A 13772-nucleotide genomic window follows, 5' to 3' on the forward strand; every position below is an offset into this window, starting at 1 on the left:
CGCCCCCTGTTTTTTTTTTTCCCGCCGCGGGGGGGGGGGGGGGGGGGGCCCCCCCCCCCCCCCCCGACCCTCGGTGCGGTCAGCGCAGGTAGATGTTCGGCTGCGGCGGTGTGCTCATGCCGTCGCCGAGGAAGAAGCCGGGGTGCGGCGGCTGGTTGTAGGCGGTGTTCTGCCAGGCGATCGCCACCCGGTACTGCGGGTCGTGCATGAGGGTGTAGATGCGCCGGTTGGTCTCGGTCGGCGTGGTGTAGATGCGCAGGGCCGCGTTGTCGTCCCGGGGCAGGATCACCTCTTCCCGCCAGTCGCCGAACAGGTCGCCGGAGAGCGACGGCGTGGACTTGGTGCCGTTGATCGAGTGCGCGCCGGAGCCGGTGAGCAGGCGGGTGTCGCCGCCGGTGCCGTACTTGTCGACGTGGTTGCCGTCGAGCAACTCCCGCACCAGGTCGCCGTCCCACCAGGCGAGGAAGTTGTAGCTACCGGGGTTGCGACCGACACTCGCTCCGGAGGCGTTGAACAGGTTGGTCAGGCCGGTGCCCGCGCCCCAGAACTCGGCGCCGGGGTTGCCCGCGTAGATGTCCGCGGCCACGCCGCGCGCCGGGCCCTCGCAGCCGCAGGTGTTGTTTTTCTGCATGATGACGGCGCCGCTGTTGGCGTCGCGCAGCGTGGCGGCGGCGCCGGAGCTCTGTTCGTGGATCTGCCAGATCTCCTTGCCCGGCCGGCTGGGCACGAAGTCGCTGACGTGCAAGGCGTCACCGTGCGCGTAGAAGTTGGTGGTGTAACGGCCGGTGCCGTTGGAGTTGATCGTCATGCCGCCGTAGATGATCTCGTCGGTCCCGTTGCCGTCGACGTCGGCGATGGACAGCGAGTGCGTACCCCGGCCGGTCCACTGGCTGCCCGCGCTGCTCGAGTCGAACTTCCAGCGGAGGGTGAGCTGGCCGTTGCGGAAGTCGTAGGCCGCGATCGTGCTCTTGGCGTAGTAGCCGCGGCCCATGATCAGACTCGGACGCTGGCCGTCCAGGTAGGCGGTGCCGGCCAGGAACCGGTCGCCCCGGTTGCCGTAGTTGTCGCCCCAGTCGCTGATGTTGCCGCGGGCCGGCTGGAAGTTCACCGTGGACAGGACGGCGCCCGTCAGCCCGTTGAACATGGTGAGGTACTCCGGCCCGGTGAGGATGTACCCGTCGGCGTTCCGGTAGTTGGCGTTGGCGTTGCCGATCACCTGCCCGGTGCCGGAGACGGTGCCGTCGGCGGTCTTGACCGCCATCTCGGCCCGCCCGTCGCCGTCGTAGTCGTACACCTGGAACTGGGTGTAGTGCGCGCCGGCGCGGATGTTGCGGCCCAGGTTGATCCGCCACAACCGCTGCCCGTTGAGCCGGTACGCGTCGATGTAGACGTCGCTGGTGACGCCGGACTGCGAGTTGTCCTTCTGGTCGCTCGGATCCCACTTGAGGAAGATCTCGTACTGGCCGTCGCCGTCGACGTCACCGACGCTCGCGTCGCCGGCCGTGTAGTTGCTGCCCGGCCGGGAGATCGGCACGTCCAGGTAGTTCCCGCCGGTGAAACGCAGCGATGTCTCGGACGTGGCCTGCTCCGCACCGTTCACCACGGCGCGGACGGTGTACGAGGCGTCCGACGGCGCACCCGGGTCCAGGAAATTGGTCGAGTTGGTGACGGGTGCGGAGTTCACCTTCGTCGCACCCCGGTACACGTTGAAACCGGTCGAGGTGGACTCGGTGCCGAACAGCCGCCACGACACCAGGTTGCCGGAGCCGGAGCGGACGCTGACGAGACCGCGGTTCAGGTCCTCCATCTGCCGGCCCGATTCGCTCGGCGGTGGCGTCGTGGGCGTCGTGCCGCCGACATCGAGGTCCACATAGTCAATGTTGGCCAGGCCGTCCGCGGTGGTCGGCGCGAGCCGGACGGTGTTGTTGCCCGCGTTCATCGGTACGGTGAACGTCCTGGTCGCCCACGTCGTCCAGGCTCCGGTGGGATCGAACGCGCTGCCCGACTGGGCAACCGCGCCGTTGGCCACCACGTCCGCCGGACGGTTGGTGGTCGCACCGTTGGCGTACCTGATGCTGAGGGTGGCCGTGCCCGCCGTGGCGGCGCTCACCGTGAACTGCGCGGCCGCTCCGACCGCGTTGTCGCCGTTGCAGAATCCGCTGCCGGAGTAGCCGGCGTGGTTGGACTCGATGGCCCCCTCGCACGTCGCCGGTGCGCTCTCGGCCTCGTAGCGGGTAGCCGCCGCGGCGGCCGTCGTCGCCGTGGCGATGCCTGCGCCGGTTACTGTCACTGCCGCTGCGGCGGCAAGCAGCGCGATGCGCTGTCTACGTGAATGCATGGTGAACTCCAGAGCCTGGATGGAATCGATGTCGAACCGGACGAGCGGCCCGGCTGATCCGCCCGGCTGACCGCCACCACCCGCCCGTGGACCCGTTGCCACCGCGCCCGATCTGCCGTCCGAAGGGATCGGACGGCACCGGGGGTGCCCTGCGGCCGGCAAGCTGACTGACACGTCGCTCCAACAACCTTCGTTGTCCGCTCACGGCGACGTGTAGCACGCATCCTGATCCGAGCATTCCCAACTGTCAATCGATGGTTGTCCACCCGTGTGCCGACAAGGGGCGTGCGACACGGCGGGGCGGGACCGACCTCGCGGGCGTCACGGAGGTCTTGACGCAGCCCGGCGGGCATGGCACTTTCTGATTGCCAGCACGTAAATTTTCTCGTCACGCGCCGGCAACGACGATGGCGCGGTAGGCGCCGTCGGCTGCAACCCCGCCCCACACAAGCTCGACGGCCAGTAGCTCACCCGCCACGGAGTACTCGGACGCCGGTCACCGCTTGGAGTAGACGGAGGATCACGTGCAGTTTTTGAAACGATTCATAGCCGTCGCGGCGACCCTGTCACTCGCCCTCACCGCGTCCGGCTGCGGTGCCGACGGGGGCGAGGCGACGCCGTCGGGTCCGTTGACGTTGCGGTACTCCTGGTGGGGAAACGCCGACCGCGCGGCGTTGATGCAGCAGGCGATCGACCTGTTCCAGAGCAAGAACCCGGACATCAAGATCACGCCCAGCTTCCAGGAGTACGAGGCGTACTGGCAGAAGATGGCGACCGAGACGGCCGGAAAGAACGCGCCCGACGTGTTCCAGATGGACTTCTCCTATCTACGCGAATACGCCGACCGCCACGCCCTGTACGACCTGAAGGAGCAGGAGGGGGAGGCGCTGAAGCTGGACGACCTGCTCGCCGGGCTCAAGGGCGTCGGCGAGGTCGACGATGGCCTGTACGGCGTGCCGGTGGGCGGCAACACCTGGGGATACATCTACAACCCCGCGGTGTTCACCCAGGCCGGAATGGCGGAGCCGAAGCCCGGCTGGACCTGGAACGACTACCGCACCGCGCTCGCCATGATCACGCAGGCCACCAAGGGCAAGGTGTACGGCGGCGCCAACTACATCGGGACCTACTACAACCTCGAGTTGCAACTGCGCCAGGAAGGTGGGCTGCTGTACACCGAGGACGGCAAGCTCGGCTTCGACAAGCCCCGGTTGGCTCAGTTCTTCACCGAGGGCAAGGCGCTCGTGGACGCCAAGGCGGTGTTGCCGGTCGAGAAGGGCGTCCAGATCAAGCCGCAGCACGCGCTGGAGCGCGACCTGATCGCCGGCGACCTGGGCTGGGACAACTTCATGGCGCGCTACGCGGCGAGCACCAAGGCGCAGCTCAAGCTGGGGCCGGTGCCGTCGGACGCCTCGGGCCGCTCGGGCCAGTACCTCAAACCCGCCATGCTGCTCAGCGTCTCGAAGAAGAGCAAGCACGCGGCGGCCGCCGCCAAGCTGGTCTCGTTCATGATCAACGACCCGGAGGCCGGTCGGATCCTCGGCGCCAACCGCGGTCTGCCGGCCACCAACGCGCAGCGCGCCGTGGTTCAACTCGAGGGCCCGCTCGCGGCCGTCGCCGGGTACGAAGAGGGGCTCAAGGACCAGCTCACCAAAGCGCCCCCCGCGCCACCAAAGGGCGCCGGCGCCCTGGAGCAGGCGTTCACCCGGATCACCGAGGAACTCCAGTACGGCCGGATCTCCGTCAACGAGGCGGTCGACCAGTTCTTCACCGAGGCCGAAGAGACTCTCGAGTCCTGACGATGACGGCGACCACGTCGACCCGGCGCGCCGAGGTCGACCCACAGTCGGCGGGCCCCCGTCCGGGGGCCCGCCGGTCCGATGAACGGGTGGCGGGCTACCTCTTCCTCTCGCCGTGGATCGTCGGCGTCCTGCTGCTGACCCTCGGTCCGATGCTCGCCTCGCTCTACCTGTCCTTCACCGACTACGACCTCTTCGACACGCCACGCTGGATCGGTCTGGACAACTACCAGCGGATGTTCGAGGACGCGCGGTGGCTCAAGTCGGTACGCGTCACCGCGCTGTACGTGGCGCTCGCCGTGCCGATCAAGCTGGCCTGCGCGCTGGCCGTCGCCATGCTGCTCAACAACGAACGGCGGGGGCGAGCCTTCTACCGGGCCGCGTTCTACGGTCCCTCACTCATCGGCGCGAGCGTCAGCCTGGCGATCGTCTGGAAGGCGATGTTCAGCGACGACGCCGTCGTCGACCGGATGCTGGGCACGGTCGGCGTGCACACCGGTGGTTGGGCCGGTAACCCCGACTTCTCCCTGCTCATGCTCGTGTTGCTGGCCGTCTGGCAACTCGGCGCGCCGATGGTGATCTTCCTCGCGGGGCTCAAGCAGGTACCGCGGGAGCTGTACGAGGCGGCCCAGGTGGACGGTGCCGACAGGTGGCGGCGGTTCCGGTCCATCACGCTACCGATGATCTCGCCAGTACTCTTCTTCAATCTGCTGCTGGAGACCATCAACGCGTTTCAGGTCTTCACCTCCGCGTACATCGTCGGCGGGCCGAACGGCCAGCCGGCCGGCACCACCCTCTTCTACACCATCTACCTGTTCGACCGCGGCTTCGGCGACTACCGGATGGGGTACGCCTCGGCGATGGCGTGGGTGCTGTTGGCCGGCGTCGGGCTGGTGACGCTCTTCCTCTTCCGTACCGCCCGGGGCTGGGTGTACTACTCGGGGGACAGATGACGAGACCGAAGATCTCCACTCTGGCCTGGCACGCCGGGGCCATCGCGCTGCTGGCGGTGGTGCTGTATCCGATCGCATGGGTGGCGGCGGCCACCCTCAAGCCCAGCGAGGACATCATCGGCAGCATCGGGCTGTTGCCCACCCGCGTGACGACCGTCAACTACGACAATGCGATCGCGGGCATCGCCGGCATCAGCGTGGTCCGCTTCTTCTGGAACTCCACGGTCCTGGCGGTGCTGTCCGTGGTGGGCACCGTGGCGTCCTCAGCCCTGACGGCGTACGCGTTCGCCCGGCTGCGGTTTCGTGGGCGCGGACTCATGTTCGCCATCATGATCTCCACGCTGCTGCTGCCGTTCCACGTGCTCATCATCCCGCAGTACATCGTCTTCCAGCAGCTCGGCCTCGTCGACACGTACGCTCCGCTGCTGCTGGGCAAGTTCCTCGCCAGCGAGGCGTTCTTCGTGTTCCTGATGGTGCAGTTCATGCGGGGGATCCCGCGCGAGCTGGACGAGTCCGCGAAGATCGACGGCGCCGGCCACTGGGGCATCTTCTGGAACATCGTGCTGCCGCTGGCACGCCCCGCGATCATCACCACGGCCATCTTCACCTTCATCTGGACGTGGAACGACTTCTTCGGCCCGCTCATCTACCTCAGCACACCGGAGAAGTACCCGCTGCCGTTGGCGCTGCAACTCTTCATCGACGAGGCCGTCGGTTCGGACTTCGGCGCGCTCATGGCGATGTCGATGCTCGCGCTGGTGCCGGTGGTCCTGTTCTTCCTGTTCTTCCAGCGCTTTCTCGTGGAGGGCGTCTCCACGGCGGGCCTCAAGGGATGAGGCGGTTCGCGCTCTTCGGGGAGTGTCTGACGGCGGGCCTGCTGGCCGGGCTGGCGATCCTCCCGGTCATCACGCTGCTGCCCGCCCTGGCGGCCGGCTGCGCGCACATCCGGGCGCACGTCGACGGCGACAGCACCGCGGTGCGTGCGTTCTTCGCGCGGGCGCGCGCGGCGTACCCCGGCAGTGTGCGCCCGTCGCTCGGCGTCGCCGCCGGTTACCTCCTCCTTGCCGGCGACGTCTGGATCCTCCGCACCGGCGTGCCCGGCAGCGCCCCCGTCGGCGCCATCTGCGGCGTCGTGGCCGTGGCGTTGTCGGTGGTCGTCCTCCGCGCGGCAGCCGCCTGGGCGCCGGGCACGCCCTGGGCACAACTGGTACGTCGGGCCGCCCGCCGGGCCGTCACGAGCGATCCGTCGGGCTCGCTGCTCCTGGTCCTGGCGCTCGGCATGCTGGTCCTGGTCACCTGGCAGCTGCTGCCGCTCGCGGTGCCGATGCTCGGCTGTGTGCTGATGGCGGCCGTGGCGGTCGAGAGCCGGTACGCCCGACGCGCCGGTACCGCCCTGCGGGACACCCCCGCGTGACCACGCCCCACCCAGCGACCGCGACGGCCGCCGGCCCGCCGACCGATGGACATTCATAATCTTCTATTTGTACGCTTCCTGGGGCGCTTTCCCGCGTCCATCCCGAGTCCCCTGGAGGACGATCCCATGCGGTTACCGAAACGCCTGCTGCACACCATCACCACCCTGGCCGTGACCGCAGTGGCAGCCGTGACGGCCATCGTCACGATGACCCCGGCCGCGCATGCCGCGATCGGGGACGGGTCGACGTCGGATGCCAACATCTCCTTCGTCGGCCGCTGGGATCGCAGCTCGACGGGGGTGTTCGGGTCGAACTGGGCCGGCGCCTACCTGCGCACCGGCTTCACAGGTACGACCGTGCGGCTCAAGCAACGCAACTCGGTGGAGTTCTGGGCCAGCATCGACGGCGGGCCGTTCGTCAACTACCGCAACGTGAGCGGGACAGTGAACCTGACCCCGACTCCGCTGCGGGCCGGCAACCACACGCTCGTGGTCTCCTACCGGCAACGGGCCGGCTCGTACAACGGCGACGCCGTGTTCATCGGGCTGGTCCTCGACGCCAACGCCCACACCTTCGCGCTGCCGGTGGCGCCGAAGCTGGTGGAGTTCATCGGAGACTCGATCACGGCCGGCACCGGCAGCTCCAAGCTGGCGCTCACCGACTACGGCTGGCTGGTCGGAGAACGGCTCGGCACCGAGCACACCCAGATCGCCATCGGCGGAGCGTGCCTGGTCGCCGCGCCGGACGGCTGCTGGGGAATGGAACGCCGGTACTTCAACCTCGATGCCGGCAGCTCGATCCCCTGGGACTTCTCCCGATACCGCGCCGACGCGGTCGTCATCAACCTCGGCACGAACGACGTCGGGCACAGCGTCTCCGGTGCCACCTTCCAGACCTCGTACACGGCGTTCATTCGCAACATCCGCGCGAAGTACCCCAACGCGGCAATCATCGCGCTGAAGACCTTCCGCGACCGGTACGTGACCGAGACCCGGGCCGCTGTGCAGACCGTCAACAACTCCGGTGACGCCAACGTCTACTTCGTCGACACCACGGGCTGGTTGACCCCCGACGGCCTGACCGACTCCGTGCACCCCAACGACCTGGGCCACCAGATGATCGCCGACCGGCTCACTCCGATCGTCGCCGCCCGCCTGGGCACGACCACCGGGTACCGGGTGGTGAACCGCGCCACCGGCAAGGTCCTGGCGATCAGCGGAAACTCCACCGCCGACAACGCGCCGGCGGTCCAGGTCACCGACACCGGTGCGGCCGGCCAGCGTTGGCAGGTCGTGGACGCAGGTGGTGGGTTCAACAAGCTCGTGAACGTCGCCAGCGGCAAGGTGCTCGACGTGTCCGGCCGGTCCACCAGCGACGGGGCGGCCGTCATCCAGTACCGGGACAACGGTGGCACCAACCAACACTGGCAGTTCGTGACCGTCGACGGCTACGTCAAGCTGGTCAACCGATACAGCGGCAAGGTGCTCGACGTACCGGGCGGATCCACCGCCGAGGGCGTCGCACTGGCGCAGTGGACCGACAACGGCGGCACGAACCAGCGGTGGCAGTTGGTGCCCGCGTGAGGACAGCAGCCTCGCGGGCGTGGGGACGGCGGCAGCGACCGCCGGGACTTGAGACCTTCGACGACTGCGGGGCGTCCACGCTGCGACCCGCCCGCCGGGCCGCGACTGAGCACCGGGCCGGTCATCCCTCGGAATGGGCGCCGTGGTCGAGGACACCGACGCCGGTGCGCATCTCGGCGACCGTGTGGGCCTGGACGTCGAGGTGCTGCCCGTCGACGGCCTGCGCCACCGCAGCGCGCACATGGGCCTGCGCGGGACGGGCCAACCCGTCGTACACCGCGAGGAACAGCTCCCGCGCGCGGGCGCGCGGCCAGTCGGGCGGCATGAGTGTGGTCGGGAGTTGGGGGTCGAGCGCGGGAAAGCGTCGATAGGTGTCCATCACCTCGGTACGGGCCCGTACCGCCACCGCGCCGGCGACCTGGCCGGCGCGAATCCGGGGCAGCATCTCGGCCCAGCGCCGGATGAAGGATTCGTACTGGTCGGCGATGGCCCCGACGTCCCACGCCTCGATCGGGTTACGGATCGCTTTGGCCTCCAGTTCCAGGTGCTGTGCGCGAAAGGCGGTCATCGAGCCAGGCGTCACGGCTGCCAGCTCGGCCTGCGCCTTGGTCGTCAGCGGATTCGGCGACACCCAGACCCCGTCGTACAGCGGCGCGTAGCCGTGCCAGCGCAAATGAGCCCGGAGGGCGCTGCGCTGGCTCCGCTCCTCTTTCGGCATGGTGAAGACGACGAGTGTCCACGACCCGTCCCAAGCGTGGGGATCGGCGGCGAACATCGCGATCGAGATGCCACCGATCGCCAGGTCGACGGCGGCGGGCCGGGACAGCCGGTAGGAGCTGTGCCGACCCCGCCGCCGGCCGTCCAGCACACCGCGCCGGGCCAGCCGGCTGATGACCGTACGGGCGGCGCCGGTGGTCACGCCGAAATCGTTGAGCAGGGCGACGACCGCGGTGGTCGGCATCCATGCCCGGGTACGCAGGGTGTAGTCGGCGATCAGGGTCACCGCCAACCCCTGGGGTGAGCTGCCGGCCTGCCGACGCGGCAGCCGCACCGATTCGACCGTCCCGTCCGGAAAGATCTCCTCAACGTCGAACGGGCGTACCACGGCATGCTCCAGCGATGGTCGGGGTGACATCGCTGCGACTGTAACGGCCGGGGAAGCACACCGCGACGCACGGCCGGCCGCTCCATCGAGACATTGCGTCGGCCCCCACCTCGACGGGCGGAACTCAGCCGTTATCGGGACCGGCTCTCGCTCCGGGTCGCGAGATGGTGCCGTACTACGCCTGATCACCAGCTCCGGCACGAGCAACTGCCGCCCCGATGTCGGGAGGCCCTCGGCCCGATCCAGTTGGGCCAGCAGAAGCCTCAGGCTGAGCCGACCCAGCTCGGCGATGTCCTGGCGCACCGTGGTCAGCGGCGGGAGGTGGCGCGCACCGTCGAGTGCCCCGTCGAAGCCCACCACGCTGACGCGACCGTGCCGGCGGCGACGACCATGTGGTGCTGGGAACGCACGTGGTCGTCCGTGAGTCGGTGCGGCCGCGGTCGGGCTGACCGAACCGGCACGCTCAGCCCGAGCGGGTGTGGCCGGTCAGCGAGGTCCGCCGGACAAGTGCTCGACGGTCGTACCCGACCAGATGTGCGGTGCCATTACCGTCATGCTCGCCGGAAGGTGCGGCCGAGGGCGTGGTCGACGTGCAGGCTCATGCCGTCGGCACCGCCGTCCACGGAGCGCCTGCCCCGCGCATGCTGGTGGCGAACGGGCTGTCCGGGCCGATCTGTCCGCTGTGGATGGTGGTACCGGTGAACGCCGACGCGTAGACCGCCGCGACGAACTCCATGGTCTGCCGGGTGTCGGCCGGTGTGACGGGTAGGGGCCGGCCTGCGTCGAGCGCGTCCAGCACGGCGGCGATCTGTCCGGCGTGACCGCTCTTCTCAGCCGAGGGCGCCGACGACCACCGGGTCTCGATGTCCTCGTGCCCCGGCGCGGGATGGACCGTCCAGTCGTCGTCGGTGTAGCCGTACAGGTGTGACAGCTCCACCGTCGCGTGCTCGTAGTCGAACCGCAGCGCGGACACCTCCCGGGGTGACAGCACCGAGTTCACCACCGTCGCGACGGCCCCGTTGGCGAAGGTGACCAGGGCCATCGACACGTCCTCGGTCTCGACCGGTCTCGCTCGCCGCGCCGCGACGGCGGTGACCTTCTCCCACGGCCCCAACACGGAGAGCAGCATGTCGAACTGGTGAATCCCATGGCCCATCGTCGGTCCGCCGCCCTCTGTCTCCCAATGGCCACGCCACGGCATCCGGTAGTAGTCGTCGTCGCGATACCACAGCGTGTCGCAGGTCGCGAGCATGGGCTGGCCGAGCTCGCCCGCCGCGGCCATGGCCCGCAGCCGCACCACACCGGCGCCGAACCGGTGCTGGAACACGGTGGCCAGCTGCGCGCCGGACCCGGCCGCCGCCTCGATCAGCGTGTCCAGTTCGGCGAGCGTCAACGTAGGTGGCTTCTCCACCAGGACGTGCACACCGGCCCGCAGGCACTCCAGCGCGAGCGGTGCGTGCGAGACGGGCGGCGTGCACAGGTGAACCAGGTCGATGTCGCGCCGCGCCATGAGCGCCGCCACCGTCGGTGCGACGGTGCCGGCGTCCCACGTCTCGGCGAAGGCGCTGGCCTTCGCGGCGTCGACGTCGACGACCGCTGCGAGCCGGATGCGATCGCCGTTGTCGCGCAGTGCGCCGGCGTGCGCGGCGGCGACCGCCCCGGTGCCGACGATGGCGGCCCGGTACCTGCCGTCAACCATGGAATCCCATCACTTTCGTTGGTCTGGGGTCGCGCCGCAGCCGGCGCTGCGGCGCGGCAGCAGTGCGGCCGTTGGTCGCACGGTCTGGATCTCGACGGCCGTGCCACGACCGAGCACCCGGACCCCGTTGATCGCGACGAGCTGGCCGTCCGCGGTGATCAGCCGGTCACGGGCATCGCGGGGCAACGATATCGGCGCGGTCGCGGGCAGCGGCAGCAGATGCAGGGTGATCTCGCTGTCGGCCCGATAGCCGGCGTCGACCAGGTTGACCAGCCATCGGCCGAGCCGCGAATGACGAGTTCGGTATGGACGGTGACGGCGGCGGGGCTCTCACCGTCGATGAGGCTCAGCAGCAGCCGGACCATTTCGGCGCTGATGCGGAGGTAGGACTGCCCCGGGACACCCCGGCCGCGGCTGCCACGTCATTGGTTGTGGGACGGCGAGCGGGGCGATGACGTGACTCTGGCACGACCACAATTCTGCACTAGCCTCAGCCCTTTACCGTCCCGGACAGCAGGTCGCCCGCCAGGGCGCCGCACGGTCGGGAAGAGCACGACGAGCAGCAGGATGCAGCAGAGAGATGTCGCCCGTACCACCCGACCTTCGCCTGACGTGCGGCCCACGATCCCGCACGTCCCGCACGCCTACCGCTGCGGGGTGACGAACGCCGCGCCTGCGACGCCCAGGTTCCCGTGCTGGGGCGCCCGCCGGCAGGCCGCGCCGATCCGGCGGACCCGACGGATGTCGCCGGGCCCGCCGGATCTGCTGGGACGTCACGCTTCTCGAAGCAGTCGCGACGTCGGTTCAGGGCCACCGTTGCAGGATGCGGTCGTACTCGGCTTGGGTGACCGGGAGTACCGTGCCGTGCCGCGGACGACCGGGCAGGCTGTAGCTCGGCACCGCGCTCCACTGTCCGCTGCCCAGGTCGGTGGTGGTGAACGGGAGGTAGCCGCGACCCCCGTACTCGTCGATGTACATGTACCACCGGCGTTCCGTGTTCGACTTGAACACCAGCGGCCCCTCGCCCTGCGCGAGCGAGCCCTGGCCGATGCAGTCGCGCAGGAAGGAGTAGTTGCGGTTGAGGATGGTGGCCGACGTCTCCGCGAGGATGAACTTTCCGCACGCCGACTGTGAGGCGCTGCGCTCGTCCTTGGTGAACCGGTAGAACGTGCCACCGTCCTTGATCATCGTGGAGTCGATGGTCGAGTAACCCTTGTCCACCCATGTCTGCGGGGCGCTGAAGGTACGGAAGTCGCTGGTGGTCGCGTACATCATGCGGTTGTAGGTGCTGGATGTGTGGTTGGGATCGCCGGCCGGGTAGAGCTTGGCGGCCCAGTAGACGACGTACTGCCCGATGGTCTCGTCGTAGTACGCCTCCGGCGCCCAGGTGTTGCCGGCACTGTCGGGCGAGACCCGCACCAGTCGTGGAGCGCTCCAGGTGGTCAGATCGGTGGACTCCCACACCACGATCGACTTGCTGCCGGTGCGCTGGGCGGCGTCCCAGTTGCCATTGCCGTAGATCCGCAGGTCGGTGGCGATCTGGTAGAAACGGTCGCCCTGCGGCGAGCGGATGATGAACGGGTCACGCGCCCCACGGGTGCCGACGGTGGAGGACAGCACCGGCCGGCCGCCGTTGAGCTGCCGCCAGCGGGTGGGGTCGTTGCCCTGGCTGAGGGCGAAGTAGACCTGTTCACCGTTGCTCGTACCCTCGCCCAGCATGTAGCTGAACAGGTAGCCGGCGTACGCCGGCCCGGGATTGTCGTCGCGGACGGCGACGATCTGCCATTGCTGATTGGTGCCGCCGTTGTCGGTGTACTGGGAGACTCGCGCCCCGTCGGCGGTGGCGCGCTCCCACACGTCGAGCGCTTTGCCACTGTTGCGGTTGATCAGCTTGATGTAGCCGCTACCGATGTCGGTCACCGACCACTGTTGGTTCGTCCCGCCGGTGTCGGGCCACTGGACCACGTTGGCTCCGTCCGCCGTCGCCCTGCCTTCGACGTCGACGACCTTGCCGCTGACCCGGGCCCGGAGGCGGTAGAACCCGCCGCCGGCATCCACGAACTGGAAGTGCTGGCTGGTCGACGACGTGGTGGTCTGCTGGACGAGGCTGGCCCCGTCGGCCGTCGACCCGCCGGCAACGGTCAACGCCTTGCCACTATGGCGCGCAACGAGCTGGTAGTACGCCGTAGGGTCGATGGTCGCCGCGTTGGCCACGGGCGAGGCGACTGAGAAGCCTGCCGAGGCGATCACGACGACTCCGGTCAACACCATTGCCATGAGGCACCTGCGCCGCCGGGTATCCCGTCGATGGGTCATCCGTATCGCTCCTTCCATTCGTTTTGTCGCAACCCGGGCGCGCCAGAGCCATCCGGTCGCGCCGGGACAGCCGACGGTGGCCTTGGGTCGCAACGGACAAGGCCGTCGGCGGCTCTGTCCTACTGCGGGTAGGGGCCAGCGGGATCTCTGTCACGCAGGCTCTGGTGACAACTCCGACAGGAGGACATCGGCCGGCGCAGGGATGCCGCAGCACGTCGACAGCCGGCCGGCAGCTCAGGCAGACGCCGGGTGTGAGCGATCACGGGATTGTCCCTCGTGCAGCCTTCCGGATCACGGTTAGGCTGGTATTTACCTGGGTCTTCTTCTCGTGCCGTTCCGTGAGCGCTCCCACTGGATCGAGGCTCGCCCTCCAGTGTCCCGACCGGGCACCTGCCTGTCAATTGACGTCCTTCTGTTTGACAGCCGCTCCGCCGCAGCGCATCGGCCAGCCGCAGGGCGGCGCCCATCGGGTCGCACTCCGGCCCTGAGAGCGCGTTTGGTTTGTGGGTTGGTCGGGTGTGTCGCACAGTGGGTCCGACCGATGAGCCTGGCTCGGTCGATGGA

General features: G+C 68.9%; 9 protein-coding genes and 1 pseudogene. 5 read left to right on the forward strand and 5 right to left on the reverse strand.

Features of this window, described 5'->3' with window-relative positions:
* Window positions 1-79: 79 nt before the first annotated feature.
* Complete coding sequence (locus tag ACLQ29_RS32555) at window positions 80-2338, reverse strand: carbohydrate-binding protein (protein WP_425775209.1); 2259 nt, start codon at window positions 2336-2338, stop codon at window positions 80-82.
* A gap of 524 nt (window positions 2339-2862) precedes the next feature.
* Here ACLQ29_RS32555 and ACLQ29_RS32560 point away from each other — a divergent pair.
* The 5 genes from ACLQ29_RS32560 (at window position 2863) to ACLQ29_RS32580 (ending at window position 8088) form a co-directional block, all read left to right on the forward strand.
* Window positions 2863-4137 carry an ABC transporter substrate-binding protein gene (locus tag ACLQ29_RS32560; RefSeq protein WP_425775210.1) on the forward strand — a complete coding sequence of 425 codons (1275 nt, stop codon included), beginning with the start codon at window positions 2863-2865 and terminating at the stop codon, window positions 4135-4137.
* A gap of 2 nt (window positions 4138-4139) precedes the next feature.
* Entirely contained in the window at window positions 4140-5090 is a 951-nt protein-coding gene (locus ACLQ29_RS32565; RefSeq protein ID WP_425775211.1) for a carbohydrate ABC transporter permease, read from the forward strand.
* Window positions 5087-5926: a carbohydrate ABC transporter permease gene (locus tag ACLQ29_RS32570; protein ID WP_425775212.1), complete on the forward strand. Its 840-nt coding sequence runs from the start codon at window positions 5087-5089 to the stop codon at window positions 5924-5926. The genes ACLQ29_RS32565 and ACLQ29_RS32570 overlap by 4 nt, the downstream gene beginning before the upstream one ends.
* Complete coding sequence (locus tag ACLQ29_RS32575) at window positions 5923-6504, forward strand: hypothetical protein (protein WP_425775213.1); 582 nt, start codon at window positions 5923-5925, stop codon at window positions 6502-6504. The genes ACLQ29_RS32570 and ACLQ29_RS32575 overlap by 4 nt, the downstream gene beginning before the upstream one ends.
* A gap of 126 nt (window positions 6505-6630) precedes the next feature.
* Complete coding sequence (locus ACLQ29_RS32580) at window positions 6631-8088, forward strand: RICIN domain-containing protein (protein ID WP_425775214.1); 1458 nt, start codon at window positions 6631-6633, stop codon at window positions 8086-8088.
* Between the two features lie 121 nt (window positions 8089-8209).
* Here ACLQ29_RS32580 and ACLQ29_RS32585 read toward each other — a convergent pair whose 3' ends face one another.
* The 4 genes and pseudogenes from ACLQ29_RS32585 to ACLQ29_RS32600 all read right to left on the reverse strand — a co-directional run bounded on the left by ACLQ29_RS32585 (window position 8210) and on the right by ACLQ29_RS32600 (window position 13169).
* Window positions 8210-9223 (reverse strand): PaaX family transcriptional regulator C-terminal domain-containing protein, encoded by a 1014-nt coding sequence (locus ACLQ29_RS32585; RefSeq protein ID WP_425775218.1) that lies wholly within the window; start codon window positions 9221-9223, stop codon window positions 8210-8212.
* A 153-nt stretch (window positions 9224-9376) separates the two neighbouring features.
* Window positions 9377-9553 (reverse strand): annotated as a pseudogene (locus ACLQ29_RS32590) (substrate-binding domain-containing protein); the annotation flags it as partial.
* 238 nt (window positions 9554-9791) lie between these two features.
* Window positions 9792-10892 carry a Gfo/Idh/MocA family protein gene (locus ACLQ29_RS32595; protein ID WP_425775215.1) on the reverse strand — a complete coding sequence of 367 codons (1101 nt, stop codon included), beginning with the start codon at window positions 10890-10892 and terminating at the stop codon, window positions 9792-9794.
* An 804-nt stretch (window positions 10893-11696) separates the two neighbouring features.
* Window positions 11697-13169, reverse strand: coding sequence for an RICIN domain-containing protein (locus ACLQ29_RS32600; protein WP_425775216.1), 1473 nt, complete (start codon window positions 13167-13169; stop codon window positions 11697-11699).
* Window positions 13170-13772: the final 603 nt, after the last annotated feature.

Source organism: Micromonospora sp. DT228, from assembly GCF_049841595.1.
GTDB lineage: Bacteria > Actinomycetota > Actinomycetes > Mycobacteriales > Micromonosporaceae > Micromonospora.

Excerpts from the sequence above, each read along its gene's own strand:
- ACLQ29_RS32580 (WP_425775214.1), top strand. The coding sequence starts at position 6,631 with ATGCGGTTACCGAAACGCCTGCTGCACACCATCACCACCCTGGCCGTG.
- ACLQ29_RS32570 (WP_425775212.1), top strand. The coding sequence starts at position 5,087 with ATGACGAGACCGAAGATCTCCACTCTGGCCTGGCACGCCGGGGCCATC.
- ACLQ29_RS32575 (WP_425775213.1), top strand. The coding sequence starts at position 5,923 with ATGAGGCGGTTCGCGCTCTTCGGGGAGTGTCTGACGGCGGGCCTGCTG.
- ACLQ29_RS32565 (WP_425775211.1), top strand. The coding sequence starts at position 4,140 with ATGACGGCGACCACGTCGACCCGGCGCGCCGAGGTCGACCCACAGTCG.
- ACLQ29_RS32600 (WP_425775216.1), bottom strand. The coding sequence starts at position 13,169 with ATGGCAATGGTGTTGACCGGAGTCGTCGTGATCGCCTCGGCAGGCTTC.
- ACLQ29_RS32555 (WP_425775209.1), bottom strand. The coding sequence starts at position 2,338 with ATGCATTCACGTAGACAGCGCATCGCGCTGCTTGCCGCCGCAGCGGCA.
- ACLQ29_RS32595 (WP_425775215.1), bottom strand. The coding sequence starts at position 10,892 with ATGGTTGACGGCAGGTACCGGGCCGCCATCGTCGGCACCGGGGCGGTC.
- ACLQ29_RS32585 (WP_425775218.1), bottom strand. The coding sequence starts at position 9,223 with ATGTCACCCCGACCATCGCTGGAGCATGCCGTGGTACGCCCGTTCGAC.